The organism is Myxococcales bacterium, from assembly GCA_012517325.1.
GTDB lineage: Bacteria > Lernaellota > Lernaellaia > Lernaellales > Lernaellaceae > JAAYVF01.
This window is the reverse complement of record JAAYVF010000018.1, coordinates 26,593-41,518: the sequence shown is the minus strand read 5'-3', so window position 1 is coordinate 41,518 and position 14,926 is coordinate 26,593. Positions and strand designations below refer to the sequence as shown.

Annotated in this window: 11 protein-coding genes; 8 read left to right on the top strand and 3 right to left on the bottom strand. The window is 58.6% G+C overall.

All coding sequences use genetic code 11. The features are described from left to right. Positions 1–49: 49 nt before the first annotated feature. Together GX444_04030 and GX444_04025 are read right to left on the bottom strand one after the other, a co-directional pair. Positions 50–1,039: a hypothetical protein gene (locus tag GX444_04030; GenBank protein ID NLH47756.1), complete on the bottom strand. Its 990-nt coding sequence runs from the start codon at positions 1,037–1,039 to the stop codon at positions 50–52. Positions 1,040–1,122: 83 nt separating this feature from the next. Then, positions 1,123–1,461 (bottom strand): hypothetical protein, encoded by a 339-nt coding sequence (locus GX444_04025; protein NLH47755.1) that lies wholly within the window; start codon positions 1,459–1,461, stop codon positions 1,123–1,125. Positions 1,462–1,681: 220 nt separating this feature from the next. On the opposite strand from GX444_04025, the gene GX444_04020 reads away from it, so the two are divergent. Continuing rightward, positions 1,682–3,940: a hypothetical protein gene (locus GX444_04020; protein ID NLH47754.1), complete on the top strand. Its 2,259-nt coding sequence runs from the start codon at positions 1,682–1,684 to the stop codon at positions 3,938–3,940. Here the strand turns inward: GX444_04020 and GX444_04015 are convergent. Further along, on the bottom strand, positions 3,905–6,415 hold the full coding sequence (locus GX444_04015) for a non-structural protein NS4A (protein NLH47753.1): 2,511 nt from the start codon (positions 6,413–6,415) through the stop codon (positions 3,905–3,907). The two genes, GX444_04020 and GX444_04015, sit on opposite strands and share 36 nt — an antisense overlap. Positions 6,416–6,699: 284 nt before the next feature. Here GX444_04015 and GX444_04010 point away from each other — a divergent pair, with 284 nt between their 5' ends. The 7 genes from GX444_04010 (at position 6,700) to GX444_03980 (ending at position 14,886) form a co-directional block, all read left to right on the top strand. Then, on the top strand, positions 6,700–7,992 hold the full coding sequence (locus GX444_04010) for an ABC transporter substrate-binding protein (GenBank protein NLH47752.1): 1,293 nt from the start codon (positions 6,700–6,702) through the stop codon (positions 7,990–7,992). Positions 7,993–8,010: 18 nt separating this feature from the next. Next, on the top strand, positions 8,011–8,868 hold the full coding sequence (locus GX444_04005; protein ID NLH47751.1) for a branched-chain amino acid ABC transporter permease: 858 nt from the start codon (positions 8,011–8,013) through the stop codon (positions 8,866–8,868). A 1-nt stretch (position 8,869) separates the two neighbouring features. Beyond that, the gene (locus tag GX444_04000) at positions 8,870–9,838 is read left to right on the top strand and encodes a branched-chain amino acid ABC transporter permease (GenBank protein ID NLH47750.1); all 969 of its coding nucleotides are present in this window, start codon (positions 8,870–8,872) and stop codon (positions 9,836–9,838) included. Then, complete coding sequence (locus GX444_03995) at positions 9,835–10,575, top strand: ABC transporter ATP-binding protein (protein NLH47749.1); 741 nt, start codon at positions 9,835–9,837, stop codon at positions 10,573–10,575. Before GX444_04000 ends, GX444_03995 begins: the two co-directional genes overlap by 4 nt. A gap of 26 nt (positions 10,576–10,601) precedes the next feature. Beyond that, positions 10,602–11,336, top strand: coding sequence for an ABC transporter ATP-binding protein (locus tag GX444_03990; protein ID NLH47748.1), 735 nt, complete (start codon positions 10,602–10,604; stop codon positions 11,334–11,336). Between the two features lie 140 nt (positions 11,337–11,476). Continuing rightward, complete coding sequence (locus GX444_03985; protein NLH47747.1) at positions 11,477–13,408, top strand: hypothetical protein; 1,932 nt, start codon at positions 11,477–11,479, stop codon at positions 13,406–13,408. Further along, positions 13,405–14,886, top strand: coding sequence for a hypothetical protein (locus tag GX444_03980; protein ID NLH47746.1), 1,482 nt, complete (start codon positions 13,405–13,407; stop codon positions 14,884–14,886). Before GX444_03985 ends, GX444_03980 begins: the two co-directional genes overlap by 4 nt. The last annotated feature ends 40 nt before the right edge of the window (positions 14,887–14,926 follow it).

The window sequence follows — 14,926 nt, the reverse complement described above, 5'->3', positions numbered from 1 at the left end:
TAACAGGGTTTTTCCAATGGGCAAATAGAATTGATTCCGGTCGCGGCGGCTACTTTTTCTCCGCCGCATTTCGGATCAGGGCGAGCGATTCGAAGCAGGCGGCGAAATGGCGTGCGATGACCGCGTAGCCTTTTTCGTTGGGATGCCAGCCGTCCGAAGAAAGGAGCCCCGTCATTTTCCAATAAGCATCGCCATGCCCCGGCGGATCGCACACCGGGAGACCGGCTTGCGTCGCGGCCTCGCGGATGAGCGGGTTCATCTGGGACAGATGGTAGAGGCCGATGAGGATGGGAATTCCCGCGGCATCGCCGATCCGGCGGATTTCCGCCAGATCCTGCCTCAGCCAGGTTTCCAGAAACGGCCGTTCCTCGGGCAGTTCCGGATGAAGCACACAGACATATCGGGAATCCTCGGTTTGCCAATTTCGGCTCTGCTCGCCTTCGCCCTTGGTTTCGAGCAGTCGGTTAACCAAAGCTGCTCCCCGCAGGCCGAGCATCGCCGACAACTTGCCGACCCTCGTTGTTTCCAGTTTTGCCAACCACTGCTTACCGGCCGGCAACGAGGCGCTGCCGTTTTTCAAAGGTGTCGCGGCGTGCAGGTTCCACATGTCATTGGTTCCGGCCATGACGATGAGCAGGTCGGGAGCGCGGGTATAGGCGGCCAGACGACTTTTCAGCCGTTCGATTACATCCGCACTATTGGCGCCACAGATGCCTTCGTTCAGTACGCGGACACCCAGGGTGGGGTGCTCTCGCCGAAGCAAGCGCTCGAGCTGAGCCGGATAGGAATATGAGCGGAGCGTGGTATCAATCGGGCCGTAAGTGACGCTATCCCCGAAGCAGGCCGCGAGAAATCCTGACGGCGCGTCGGGATTCGCCGCCGTGTCCAGTGCGATCGTTTTGATCAGGAAATGGCCGGTCAGATGCAGGCCGATTTCAATCGCGACCAGCAGGAAAATGAGCGAACCGATGATCGCCCCAAGGCGAAAGATCAGTTTTCGCAATTGCGGACAGCGGCTCTGTTTCGTGGGGTCGACCATGCCGCCATCATACGCGGCGGAATTTGATCATGGCAACATGCCGGTGCTTCGGCCCACGACTTATTGCGCGAGTTCTGGATTGATCAGGACTCGTGCGGCGGCAGCGCCAGGCGCGAATGCCGGTCCATTTGATCGACGAGAAAACCGCTGCCCAGGGCGGCCAGACTGATGAACACCGGATAGCGTTCGACTCGGGAGGCAAAACCCTTGAGCGCCCGGTCGCAAAACCATTCCGTCAAACTGAATTTCGGCTTGGTAGGGACGAGCGCCGCGCTCTTTGACGCCCGTTCGCGAGCCGCCGGTGGAGTTTCGTCATGTCGCTGCCCTGGTGTCGGCGTTTCGGAGGCGGGCGGAAAAAGTTTGTCGGGTCTGTTGACGCGGGTCAGATACAACTCAAAAACCTGGCTTTCATGCGCCTTCATTGCCATTTCCTCCATTGGGAACTCCTCGTTCAGTCCTGATGCGACGAACGATAGGCGACGGAAGGCTGCCCGGCCATCGGGAGATACCTGAAGACGTCATTCGAAAAACCTGAATGGAGCAGCTTTCACGGCACGAAAACGAGGGCTAAAGGCGCGAACCCTGGATAAATTCGACGGCCTGATGATATACTGATTGCTTAATGCCGGTAAGGAGTATTGGTTGATTCGTTCCGCGCAAACGAAGCCAGGCGAGCAATGGATCTGGGGATTGTCGATTGTATCGATCATGACCGGATTCTGGTTCGTTTTTTCCTCATCCTGGACGGATTTCTACCTGGCGGCTCTTTTTCTCCACCCGCTCGTGTCTTTTATCTGGTGTACAATTTTCAACGCAATCTGGTTGCGTCGAATCGTCGAAAAAAATGAGTGGGGAGGGTCGGCATTCTCGCACGGATTCTTTTTAATCATTTTCGGTGCGGCGATCGCGATGCTGATCGGCAACGAGGATTCCCCGGCCGGCGCCATCGTCGCGATTGGCGGCTTGGCTGTTGTCTATGCGGTTGCCCTGCTTTTGCGGTGGTATTTTTCCGGACGCCGAGGAGTCGACCTTTTCAACACCTGGACTTTCTACCTGATCGTTCTGGCGATCTGTATCGTCATACCCCTGAAAGTCGCGCCGGAAAATCGCGGAGCATTTCTGCTCCTCGGGTCGGCACTGCTCGTGTCGACGATCCGCTTCAACGCCTTTTTGCCGGCCTTTTCCCGGTTGAAGTTGATTCACGCGAAAATTCTCATCTGGTCGTACCTGGTTACCTGTTACTCCGGAGTGATGATTTTCGTTCTACGTTTGGGACGAACGGCACAAGCGGCGTTTTCGCTGCATCGAATCTCCAGCTTCCTACTCACCGCCTCTTTGTTGCTCTGGCTGCTCCGGTGGCTTGCCGCGCCGGGCAATCGATCGGCCATCGGCGTCCACCTGCGGCGTTTCGCCTTTCCCGTCGGGCTTTTTTTTCTTTTGCTGATCGGCAGCCTGATCGATGCGCGCACCGCGGACCCGTCCTTCACGCTTCACCTGTCGACGATACCCATGGCCGAGCGGGAGCCGGCCGAGCGGATCAAGCCGCTCGATTTTAAACAGGCGAATCTGCTCGAACTGACCGAATCCTGCGGCCGCACCGCGGACTGCCACCCGGACATTCTGGCCGATCATCTGAAATCGACTCACAACCGGTCGATGCAGACGCCCTATTTTCAGAAGAATCTGGATCTGATGATCGCGGAGATCGGCGCGGAAAACGCCAACCTTTGCGCCGGTTGCCATCATCCGCAATCGCTTTTCGATTCGTCCCAGAACTATCGGGATTTCGCCGACCGCCACAACATGTCCTGCGTCTTTTGTCATGTCGCCGACGCGGTGCAATTTCCTCCCGACCTGCGCCGGTCGGTGTTGACGCTGAAACCCAACCTGCGGCATCTGGCGCGATTGGCGCCCGACCAAACAGGCGACGTTTCTGTCTTCGGGAAAATGCTGATCAACCTTTTCCCGCCGGGACACGGCAGAGCGCTGCAACGGAAAATTCAATATCGCGACGAATTCTGTCAGGTGTGCCATCGCCTGCAGATCAAACCCACCAACGACATCGGCCTGGAACGCGGCCGCTGCATTGATTGCCATATGCAGTCCCGCGCCGACCTCGGCTTATCCGGTTCCGTGAGAAATCATCTGTTCCCGGGAAGCAACACGGCGACGCCTTTTGCCAATCGGGATTACGAGCAAGTCGAATTCATCCGTTGCTTCCTCAAGGGGCAATTTCCGATTCAGTTGCGCGCCTGGGGGCAGGTGGTCGATCTGGATGAGGACAATGCCCTCCGCATCTGGCTCAAAATGAATTACGAACCCCGCTCCGCCGTAATGCCGGGCGAAAAGTTCAAGTTCATCCTCTGGACGTCAAACATCGGCGTTGACCACGCTTTCCCGGCCGCGCCACTGGATTTGATCGAGGTCTGGATCGAGGTACGGGTGACGGATGCGGACGACGCCCTCGTTTTCCAATCCGGCGGCTTGGATGCCGAACAGCAGGTGCTTCCGGGTTCGCATCGCCTGGGCGGTTACATGATCGGTAAGGACGGGAACATCGTAAAAATGAACCGCGTCTGGCAGATCGAAAAGAAAATCGTCGAACGCCAGATCGCCTTCGGGCAGCGGATCGGTGACGAATTTGAAACTGTTCTCCCCGACCACGCGCCAGGTCCGTTGCGCCTGACCGCCGTCTGGCAATACCGGAAACTTTCGCAGGATTTTGTCGATTGGGCCTATGATCGCGACGGCACCACCATGCCGGTGGCGGAAATCGCCAGGTTCGAAATGATGATTCCTCTCGATCAAGAGAATGCAGCGGAAAAAACGGATCAGACGGCAACGGATGAAATCCCCGGATTGACCTCACCCAGCCGGATTCTGCCGACGGCCCATCCATAGACGCCAGAGCACGAGCAGTAGAATCAACAAGGCCACGTCCGCGGCGACACTGAATCCGACGAAAAATTGCAGGATCTGACAGGCGACAAAACCGATCGCGATGCCGCTGAAGAAGGCATGCCAAGAGGCCTGGCGATCCTCCGCCGCCTCGGAGGGCAGGGCCAGGCGTACCGTCGCACCAGTCAGCCAACCGGTCAAAATCACCGGAATCAGCGCCGGCGCGCCCTCGAGGTTCAGATTGGCGGTCGTCACGGCGGCGATCGCCAGCACCGACAACCCCGCGGTCGGCGCCCAGGAGAGCGCGGCCCGCCGGAGGATGAACAAAGCCGATGCGGCCGCGGTCAGCCAGATGAAAATGAATATCGGCCACGTATAACCAATGCCGATGAGTTGATGCGATTGCCGACCGGCGACATCGATGAACCAGATGATGGCCATGATGCCCGTGAAATAGGCGATTGTCTGCCGCCGCAGCGGATTGAGAAAAAGAAATCGCGGGCGAGTGCGCCAGAGTGGTACCGCGGCTTCGCAAAGCAAAACGGGATAGCGGCGGATGAAAAGCAGGAGCGAATCGACCAATGATCGGCCGGTGGCTGGCAGGCGGCGAAACAGTATCAGCAGGGTGAAAACGGCCAGCAGGCCGGCCACGACCAGCGATAATTGCTTTTGCCGGGACGTTTCCAGCAACGCGGACATGATGAAGAGGACCAAGAGAGCTTCAAAGGACAAAATCACCGCCGCTTTAATCCATGGTTTGATGCCGGAGAGCGCCGTATTTTGCCGCCAAAGTAGGCCGAGTTCCCGACAGACGGCCACGGTCGCGCGCGCGATGCCGAGCATGATCAGGAAAAAGAAAATTGCCGCGCCGATGAGGACGGCCAACAAAAACAAGAAAAACAGCGGCGTCAGGATCATATCGTAACGGCAAAAAGGTCGGTCCCACGAAGTCTTCAAATAGGCATTCTGGTCCATGATCAATGAGTGGAAGTCGCGGAAAATGTCCAATCGCTTGGCCAGTAATTGCGGCAGGGAGAATTCCAAGGTTCTGGCCTGCGGGCGCGGCAGTCGGGTAAAGAAGGACGATTTTTTCAAGTGCGCTTCGAGCGCGTCCAACCGTGCGCTGTCGCGGGAAGCGACAATATAAAAAAGCGGCATGCCGGTAAACGGCGGCTCGATCAGGTCGTACCAGAAAATGCGAACGTCAACGTCCGCCGGAAAGTTGGCGAGCATGTAAAGCGGTTCTTTGCTGATGCTGCCGCCCCAATCCATGATGAAGACGCCGTCGGGGGCCAGCATCGTGTAGAAAAGGCGATTGAGCACTTCGGGCGTCAATAAATAGTATTCCTGAAAGTGAAGGCAAAAGGGCACCTGGTACTGCGCCAGACCGATGCCGTTGTAAAAAACAATATCGTACGACCCCGAATGATCGAGCATGAACCGCGACAAGTCGCCGGCGAAGTAACGGATCTTCCGTTTGCCCGCCGAACGGTCGTCGATGTCGGTGAACGAAAAATTCTTTTCCACCTGTCGCGTGATCTGCGGGTCGAAATCGGCCGTCTGAATGACCTCGGCCCGCGGATTCACCGAAAGCAGGATGTTCGGATACATCCCCAGCGAACGTCCGACGACCAGGGCGCGATAGTTGGATCGTTCGCCGACAAGAAATTTGAAAAAGTAGGTCAAGCCGCGCGGTAAAAGTTCCGGGTTTCGACAGTTGAAGGTAATCGGGTGATAGTTGCTGTCGATGGTGACGCACTGCCGATCGTGATAGGTGAAAAAGTGCGTTCGGGTGTACGGCGAATCAACCTGTTTTTCCAACACCGCGTCCTGCAGACTGCCCAGATAAACCGCGCTGGATTGTTTCAGGTAGATTCCAATAGAGATGAAAACCAGGAGCGTCGCGACGGCGAACCCGGTTCGGTTTCGCGGAATCATCCAGGCGAGCAAAAACAACGAGGTGAACACCGCGACCGGCCAATTGCGGAACAGGATCAGGTTGACCAAGAGAATGCCGAGGCCTAATCCGAAGAAACCCGCGGCCAGGGCATGGCGCGGCGATGGCGCCTGTTCGTAGTAAAACGCGGCGCGGCCGCCGAAAAACAGATTGAGCGCGGCATAGGCGAACACGGCCGTCACCATCGTGAAAAAATGCAGGCCGGCATGGGTCGGCGGCGGATAGGGGTAATAGCTGCCGAGGTAAAAGAAAAAGACTTTGAAATCGAAGCCGAGCGAAAAGGCTAGATAGCCGAAAACGGCGATCCACGGCCAATTCGTCTGATGCCACTTGGCGCCGAACCGACGGTGCAGCCAGACGCCCGCGTAGAACGAAAGCAGGATTCCGAAAACAATATGGATATAAAGCAGGTTTTGCGGGATCATGCGGTAGAAAACGAGAATGCCACAGAAGGAAAACCCATAAACCAGCGGACGATTAAAGGAAGGATCCTTTAAAAAAGAAACGATCCGGTTGATCATTTTAGCCTTATCCGTCCGTCGGCTCGATCTGTTTTTCGCGACTGATTTCGATCTTGGGTCGGCCCGACCCACCGCGATTTTTCTACCGCGAATCACTTCAGCATTGCCAACTTGCTACTGTCAAGGTCACTCGCCGGCGATTCGCGGCAATTCCCTGTTACGAAGGCTACACTTTTTCATTTGACGGCGTCCTTGACGACTGCCGAATCACCTGGGTACAACTGAATCGTAGTCATCATCCCAAGTGTGGTATCCGCTTACCGAGTCCCGAACGGAGGAATGCCATGCGTGCCGTCAAATGCCGCTTCTGGTTCTCGTGCCGGTTATTGCCGATGTTCCTCATCATTGCCTTTGCCGCTTGCGCGAAAAGCGAGCAACCGGCGATTCCCACCGACGGTTCGCAGGCGAAAACCGTCACTATCGGGTTCACCGCTTCGCAGACGGGCAAGCTCAACGTGGAGTCGACCCGCCAGATCAACGGGTTGAGCCTGTGGATCGAGCAGGTCAATGCGGCGGGCGGCGCCCGATTGGCCGACGGCACAAACATTCGCTTCGCCACCAAGTTCTATGACGACGAAAGCAACAAGGACCGGGTGCAGGAGCTTTACACCAAGCTGATTACGCAGGATCACGCCGATTTCTTGATCAGTCCCTACAGCAGCGGTCTGGCCGACGCGGCGGCCGTCATCGCGGAGCAAAACGGCAAGGTCATCATTACCGCTGGCGCGGCGTCGGATTCCACCCACGCCAAGGGTTATAGCCTGGTCTACCAGATTTATACGCCGGCCAGCCGCTATCTGACCGGAGCTTTGGATTTGCTGGCTTCGCTCGATTCGGGCCCCCATGCCGTGGCGCTCATTTGCGAAAAAGACAAGTTCGCCACCGAAGTCTGTGGGGCGCTCGGCAAGTACGCCGGCGAAAAAGGCGTCAAGATACCCATGGCGGAGGGTTATGACACAGGCGCGGCGGATTTCGCGCCGTTCATCAACAAAATCCCGCCGACCGTCGACGTGGTGTTGGGCGGCGGCCACTTCGCCGACGGCACGACTTTCGCGCGTCAATTGTTCGAGAAGAACATCAAAGCCAAATTCATTGCGCTGCTCGTGGCGCCGCCGGAACCGAAATTCGCCGAAATCGGCGACGCGGCCGTGGGGATCGTCGGCCCGAGCCAGTGGGAGCCGCAGGCGAAGTACAACGCCGCGCTGGCCAGCCCCGGCGAGAGCGAATGGTTCGGCCCGAGCGTCGAGGAATTCAGCGAGGCCTATCGCCGGAAATACAACGAAGAACCGTCCTACCATTCGGCGGGCGGATATGCCGCCGGCCTGGTTCTGCAAAAGGCGATCGCGGCGGCCGGTTCGCTGGGTACCGACAAGATCAAAGCCGCCCTCGACAACCTGAATCTCCTGACCTTCTTCGGCCGCATTCGGTTCGAAAACGCGCCGGCGTTGCACGGCCTGCAGCAGGGGCACGAGATGGTTTACATCCAATGGCAGAAGAATGAGCGGCAAGAACTCGTCAAGCAGGTCGTCTGGCCCGCCGAGGTGAAATCCGCGTCGGCCGTCTATCCGATTCACTGAGCGCGAACGGATCGGCGGGTGAGTACACAACTGCTTTCGTCCCTGGTGGACGGCCTTTTGATGGGCTGCGTGCTGGGCGCGGCGGCCATGGGGCTGAATCTCATTTGGGGCGTCATGAACGTCATCAACCTCGGCCACGGGGCGCTGATGACGCTCGGCATGTTCATCGCCTATTGGTTTTTCGCCGCGAGCGGGTTGAACCCCTACCTGGCGGTACCGATCGCGGCGATCGGCGGCGGTTTGGTCGGCCTGGCGATGTACTGGGGCGCCGTTCACCGGGTACTCACCGCGCCGCATTTGGCGAGCCTGCTTTCCACTTTCGCCGTGAACATGATCCTGTTCGGCCTGGGCACGACGTTGCTTTCCGGCACGCCGCGTAACATCGATTTTTCCTTTCCCGCGGTGGTGCTCGGAGCGGTCGTGATCCAGGGCTCGCGACTCGCCGCCGCGTTGGTCGCGGTTCTGATCGCCGCCGCGCTCCATTTCTTTTTGAACCGTACCGCGACGGGTAAAACGATCCGCGCGGCGGCCGACAATCGCCAGGCGGCGGAATTGATGGGCATTCCCACGACGCGCGTGCTGGCGCTGTCGTTCAGCATCGGGGCGATGTTGGCCTGCGTCGCCGGGCTGCTGATCGCCACGGTTTTTCCGTTCACGATCTACAGCGGTGCCGGGTTCGAGCCGAAATCGTTCGTCATCTGCGTTTTGGGAGGCCTCGGCAACCCGCTCGGCGCGCTGTTCGGCGGCCTGCTGCTCGGCGCGGCGGAAGGGCTCATCCCGCTTTTTCTTCCCGTGAGTTGGACGCCCGTGTTGGAGTTCGGGATCTTCATCCTGATCCTCGTGGTGCGGCCGACCGGGCTGTTCGGAGCGAAATGAAATGAGCCGGCGCGAACAACCACCCGTCTGGCTGTATCCGTTGCTGTTGCTCGCGGCGGGCGCGGCGGTTTTTTTCGCGCACGACGACAGCCTGCGCGAGACGGCCTTTATCGTGCTGCTCTACATCGTGCTCGTTTCGAGCTTGAATATCTTTCTCGGCTTCACCGGCTACGTCAATTTCGGCCACATCGTCTTTTTCGGCCTCGGCGGTTATACCGCAATGTATTTTCTCACGGCGCATGCCTGGTCACTGTTCGCCGCGGCCCTGGCCGGCGGGTTCGTCGCGTCGGCGTTGGCGGTCTTGCTCGGCATGGCCGTGCTTCGGCTGCGCGGCGCCTATTTCGCGCTGGCGACGATCGGCGTCAACGAGGCGGCCCGCGCCTTCGTCAACAACTTCGGTCCGTTCGGCGGCGCAACCGGCCTGTCGCTGAATTTTGTCGTATACCAGAAGTATGGCGGCCCCGCGCAGGCGTTGTGGTTCGTCTACGGCTTGATGCTGGCCGTCGCGCTCGCGGTGGTGATCGTTTCGCTGGCGATCAAGCGCTCGCGCTTCGGCCTGGGCTTGCTGGCGATCCGCGAGGACGAGGACGCGGCGCAGACGATGGGCGTGGATGCGCCGCTGTTCAAGACGCTGGCCTATGCCGTGTCGGCGTTTTTCCCGGGAGTGGTCGGCGCGCTTTACTTTTTTAAAAACGGCAATATCGAACCGGGCGACGCCTTTCGCCTGCACATGTCGATCGAATCGCTGGTCATGATCATGCTCGGCGGGCAGGGCACCGTGCTGGGGCCGCTTGTCGGGGCGCTGGGTTACGAACGCTTGCGCGGACTGTTGCTGACGAGCGATCTGTTCAAGAACATGCACCTGGTCTTCGCGGGCGGCGCGCTGCTGTTGATCGTGTTGTTTATTCCCCAGGGCATCGTCGGGGCGTTGCGCCATCGTTTCACGCGGCTGCGGAGGTATCTGGAATGATCCTTCGCCTGGAAAAGTTGGGCAAGTCGTTCGGCGGTGTGCGCGCCATTCAAGACGTGTCGCTCGAAGTGCCGCGGGGCGCGATCATTGGCATCATCGGACCGAACGGCGCCGGCAAGACGACGCTCTTCAACCTCATCAATGGGGTCTTGCGTCCCGACTCCGGCCGCGTGCTTTTCGCCGACCGCGATATCACTGGCCTGCCGCCGTACCGGATCGCCCGGCGCGGCCTGGCGCGCACCCACCAGGTCGTTCGCCCGCTGATGGACCTCACCGTGCGGCAAAATGCGATGGTGGGCGCTTGTTTCGGACGCGAACGGCTGCGCGGGCGGGCAGCGGCGGCCGCCGCCGATGAAATTCTTGAATTGGTGGAACTGCGGGCGCGCGGCGGTCAATTGGCCGGGACGCTGAACCTCGCCGAAAAAAAGCGGTTGGAGATGGCGCGGGCGCTGGCCGCGCGGCCGCATTTGTTATTGCTCGACGAAACCCTGGCCGGTTTGAACCCAGTCGAGGTGGCGCAAATGCTGGCGATCATCCGGCGCGTTCGCGCCCAGGGGCTCACGGTGCTGATGATCGAACACGTCATGCAAGCGGTGACCAGCGTTTCGGATACCATCGTCGTCCTCGAGGCCGGCGCGATTATCGCGGCTGGGGCGCCGACGGAAGTCACCGCGAATCCGCGCGTGATCGAGGCATACCTCGGCGATCCACGCGCCTTACAGGAGTTGTTGGCGTGACGAACGGCGCGGCAAATACCGGCGCGATTCTGGAGGTGAAGGATCTCACCGCCGGTTACGGCGAAACCCTCATCGTGCGCGAGGTGAGCCTGCGCCTGTTGTCCGGCCGGCTGACCGCGCTCTGCGGCGCCAACGGCGCCGGGAAGACAACCTTGCTGCACGCGATCGCCGGGCTGATCCGCCACTCGAACGGGCAAGTACTCTACCAGGGAAAAGACATTGGACGCCTGCCGGCGCACGCGCGCGCCCGCTTGGGGATCGCGCTGGTTCCGGAGGGGCGGCGACTTTTCGCCAAAATGACGGTGGCTGAGAATCTGGAAATGGGCGCGTTTGCCGCGCGCGGCCGCGGCCGTGATGCCGACACACTCACCCGCGTCTACGAGCTTTTTCCTCGCTTAAAGGAACGGCAGCGACAGGCGGCCGGGGCGCTGTCCGGCGGTGAACAACAGATGCTCGCAGTCGCGCGCGGCCTCATGGCGCGGCCCGCCGTATTGATCTTCGATGAACTGACCCTCGGCCTTTCCCCGGCGCTGTCGTTGGATCTGTTCCGCGCCGTCCGCCGCCTGAAGGAAGCCGGCCTGACCATGCTGCTGGTGGAACAGAACGTTCACATCGCGCTGGCGATCAGCGACGACGCTTACGTGCTACACGAGGGCCGTGTCTGGATGAGCGGCGAAGCCCGTACGCTCGCCTCTCGCCCCGAGTTCCAGGAAGCTTTTCTCGGTCCGGATTCCACGGTGTCCGATCAGCCTACAATTTGACAGTGCGAATTCGGTTTTTTATTCTGGTCATGACATTTTGGTGCTCTGGAAATTGGGTCGGGGAGGTGAACCAGGAGGGTGATCTGCTGCGACAACTGGATAGTTTTCGGCTTCGCGTTTCAACTCGCTTGGACGGGTGGATGTTTCGTTTGGGTACGAGCCGATCGAAAATCCTGTCTGCGGTCATTTTCGCAATCCTCTTTTTATATACCTGGTTGGTCATCGAACCTTGTCTGATTTTCCACGGGGCCGGAACTATTCCGAACTTTCCGATATTTAAAACCGGATTAGATCCATTTCTCGCCGGCATTTCCCGTCCTGGCGGCACGGTGGAGTACATCGCGGCATTCCTTGCCCAGTTGTTCAGTTTTTCATGGCTGGGAGCGGCGATCATTGTCGGTCTGGGTTGGGCCTTGTTTTTCGTGACGGATGCTTTTATCCGGCTCATCGGCGACTCATCGCTGCGGTTCCTGCGGTTTACCGGTCCCCTGGCGCTGTTCGTCACCTTCGCTCGGTACCGATTCGAATTGTCGGCTTATCTGGCTTTCCTGATATCGATGGGCTTGGCGGTTATCGTATGCCGATGGTCGTTCCGATTGAACGTCTTGTGGCAGTTGGCTGGCACGGTAGCGATTTACCAATTGGCTGGCGGTGCTTTCATTGTTTATGCTTTGTGTTGCGCCTTATATGAAAGACGCGTTCGTGGGCGTCAACAACGATGGCGGGCGGTCGTCCATCTAGCCTCGTTGGCATTAATCCCCTTTGGGATCGGCGTGCTCGTCTACGGTTATGGACCTTGGGAGGCGTACACCCTAATCCTTCCGTTCTCTCCCGGAATCCTGGTTCACTTGTTCGTCCCGGTATCAACCTCCTCGCAGGATGAGATCGGTGGACTGTCCACCCTGATCGAGATTGTCACGGCGATGTTTTTTTACCTCATTGTCGCATTGCCCTTGCTCGCAAAAACGCTCCGCGGTCTCATCGGGACTGATCGGGCCAAATCATGGCATCAAGTTGCGGGTGCAAGGCGACTTTTACGCAACCGCATTTTTCAATCCCTGGCAATTGCGGTGACCATCATTGGGTTGGTGGGTGCCCCTGATTTCTTCAAAAAAGATTTCTTGGAATCCGATTATCTAGCGTATCATGGACGATGGGCCGAGTTGATCGAGCGGGCGCATGGTTATTCCAACAACCCCCTTATACTAAATTCCGTGAACCGGGCGCTTTTCCATACCGGCGCGCTTGCCAATCGTATGTTCGAATTCCATCAAACCGGTGCTGATGTTCTCTTGCTTGGCCGGGAGCCACAGGTTCCGTTCAGCGAGCAAGTAAATTTCAAGGCGCCAAGTCTATGGCGGCGAGCGCAGTTGCACATCGACCTTGGGCTACTGAGTGTGGCGAAATTGGAGCTAATAATTTTAACCGATTGGATGGGTTTCCGGCCATTGATTTTTCGAAAGCTGGCGCTTCTGTCGTTGGCTACGGGAGACAAAGGTTCGGCCCGAATCCTCCTGGGCGAACTTTCACAGAGTTTCCTCGACTCCCAATGGGCGGCCAAGAAACTAACCATGATGAACACCGACGAGCAACTGGCCGCCGATCCGGAAATCCGCTGGCTCCGCGAGCGAAGGTGCGCAACCGATGAAACCTCCTCGATGTACGCGGTCCAAGACATTTTTGACCTGTATATCGACGACGCCGAAACTCTCAACCGCATCCTTGCCGGCTGTCCGAACAACCGGATGGCCGCCGAATATCTTGGGGCGTTTTACCTGCTTGAGCGGCAGCTTGATGCTTTTACCGCGATGTTGGCCAAGCAACCGGAGACGCCGGGTCGAACCTTACCGGTACACTATCAGGAGGCGCTCGCGCTCCGGCAAAACGGCGCCGCGGAAGAGCCGCTCGCGGACCGGTTCGCTGTCGATCCGGCCGTCGTCGATCGGCTGGCGGCGTATCGATCCTGGCGGGAACGCCGCGCGAACGGGGAGAGAAGCGACGGTGGCGCATTCCAAACGACCTATTGGTACTATTATGATCAGGCGAGATCACCCGCGGGAGTGGCACCGTGAATTATCGAACGAAGCACACCGGCTTGCGGTTGACGGTGATTGTTGCCTTATTAGCCGTTTTCGCCGGGTGTAAAAGCGTGGCAACACCGCCGGCGAGTGCCCCTTTGGCCGGGACCGAACCGCGGATTTTCCCCGACTATGCCGCCACGGTGATTCCACCGAATATCGCGCCGATCCGCTTTCGGATCGAGGAACCGGGTGTCGCTTTTCAAACGCGGATTCACGGCGACCAAGGAACCGAGATCACGATCTCCCGATCGGATCCCGCGGTTCCGATCCCGGAAGCGGAATGGCATCGACTGCTGGAAAGTAATCAAGGTGGCGTATTGAAATTCGAGGTCACGATACAGGATCGCCTTGGCGGATGGCGGCGCTTCAAGGAGTTTGAAGTGCGCGTGGCGCGCGAGCGCGTGGACGATTACCTCGTCTATCGCCGAAAAATTCCGGGGCAGGACTGGCGGCAGACCAGCATCCAAATCCGTCAGCGAACGCTCGGCGGTTTTGACGACAAGATTGTCCTGGACAACCAGCGCATTGGGACCTCGTGTATCAATTGCCATTCGTTCGTCGGAAATAAAACGCGGTATATGTCGTTGGGCTTTCGACATTTTATTTTCGATACGGGTACGATTCTCGTAATCGATGGAAAGATCGAAAAAATTCCGCTGAAGTTCGGCTACACCACCTGGCATCCCGGCGGCGATGTCATTGTCTTCCAACAACCACGCCTTACACCACGTGGCTCTCGGGCGGAGGAATCCGATCTGTTCTACTACCGGCGCTCGACGCGGACCGTGCGCCCGATCCCGGGCCTCGCGCGCGAGGATTGGCTGCAGGACGGTGCGACCTTCTCGACGGACGGGCGTGAACTCTTCGCCTCGGCCGCACCCAAACCTTGGGGGGCGACGCCGACGAAGGACGTGCCGAGTGAGGTCCTGCGGCAGATTGTCCCATTCGATCTGGTCCGCGTTCGCTTCGACATCGACAAGGATGAATGGTCGGAGCCCGAGGTGATCATTTCGTCCCGCGAGACGGGAAACAGCATTTTATTCCCGCGCACCAGCCCGGACGGGCGTTGGCTCACGATCCGCATGATGGATTACATCTATCTGGTCGATCTGCAAAAGGCGCGGGAGACCGGACGGTTCGAACCGCGTCAATGCCCGGAACTGCAAACCGGGGAATCGCGGGGGTGGAACTCCTGGTCAAGCAACGGCAGGTGGCTTGTTTTCAGCAGCAGCCGGGAGACGGGAATCTATATTCGGACCTACCTGACCTATGTCGATCCCGAAGGACAGGTGCACAAACCCGTTCTCATCCCCGCCAGGGATCCATCGGTGCAAGGCGAGGATCCCTTTATGTACAATGTGCCCGAACTTATCGACGAACCGATCCCGGTTTCGGCGGATGAACTGGCTCACGCGATTCGCAGCATGAAATTCGAAGAGGTCAACGGCTATCCGCCGGCGAAAAAGTAATATCTCGCCTGCGGTGTTGCTTTTAATAACCCCCAAACGA

Bases quoted from the DNA above. Each gene is read 5' to 3' on its own strand.
- GX444_04025 (NLH47755.1), bottom strand. From the start codon at position 1,461: ATGAAGGCGCATGAAAGCCAGGTTTTTGAGTTGTATCTGACCCGCGTC.
- GX444_03985 (NLH47747.1), top strand. From the start codon at position 11,477: ATGTTTCGTTTGGGTACGAGCCGATCGAAAATCCTGTCTGCGGTCATT.
- GX444_03995 (NLH47749.1), top strand. From the start codon at position 9,835: ATGATCCTTCGCCTGGAAAAGTTGGGCAAGTCGTTCGGCGGTGTGCGC.
- GX444_04000 (NLH47750.1), top strand. From the start codon at position 8,870: ATGAGCCGGCGCGAACAACCACCCGTCTGGCTGTATCCGTTGCTGTTG.
- GX444_04030 (NLH47756.1), bottom strand. From the start codon at position 1,039: ATGGTCGACCCCACGAAACAGAGCCGCTGTCCGCAATTGCGAAAACTG.
- GX444_04015 (NLH47753.1), bottom strand. From the start codon at position 6,415: ATGATCAACCGGATCGTTTCTTTTTTAAAGGATCCTTCCTTTAATCGT.
- GX444_04010 (NLH47752.1), top strand. From the start codon at position 6,700: ATGCGTGCCGTCAAATGCCGCTTCTGGTTCTCGTGCCGGTTATTGCCG.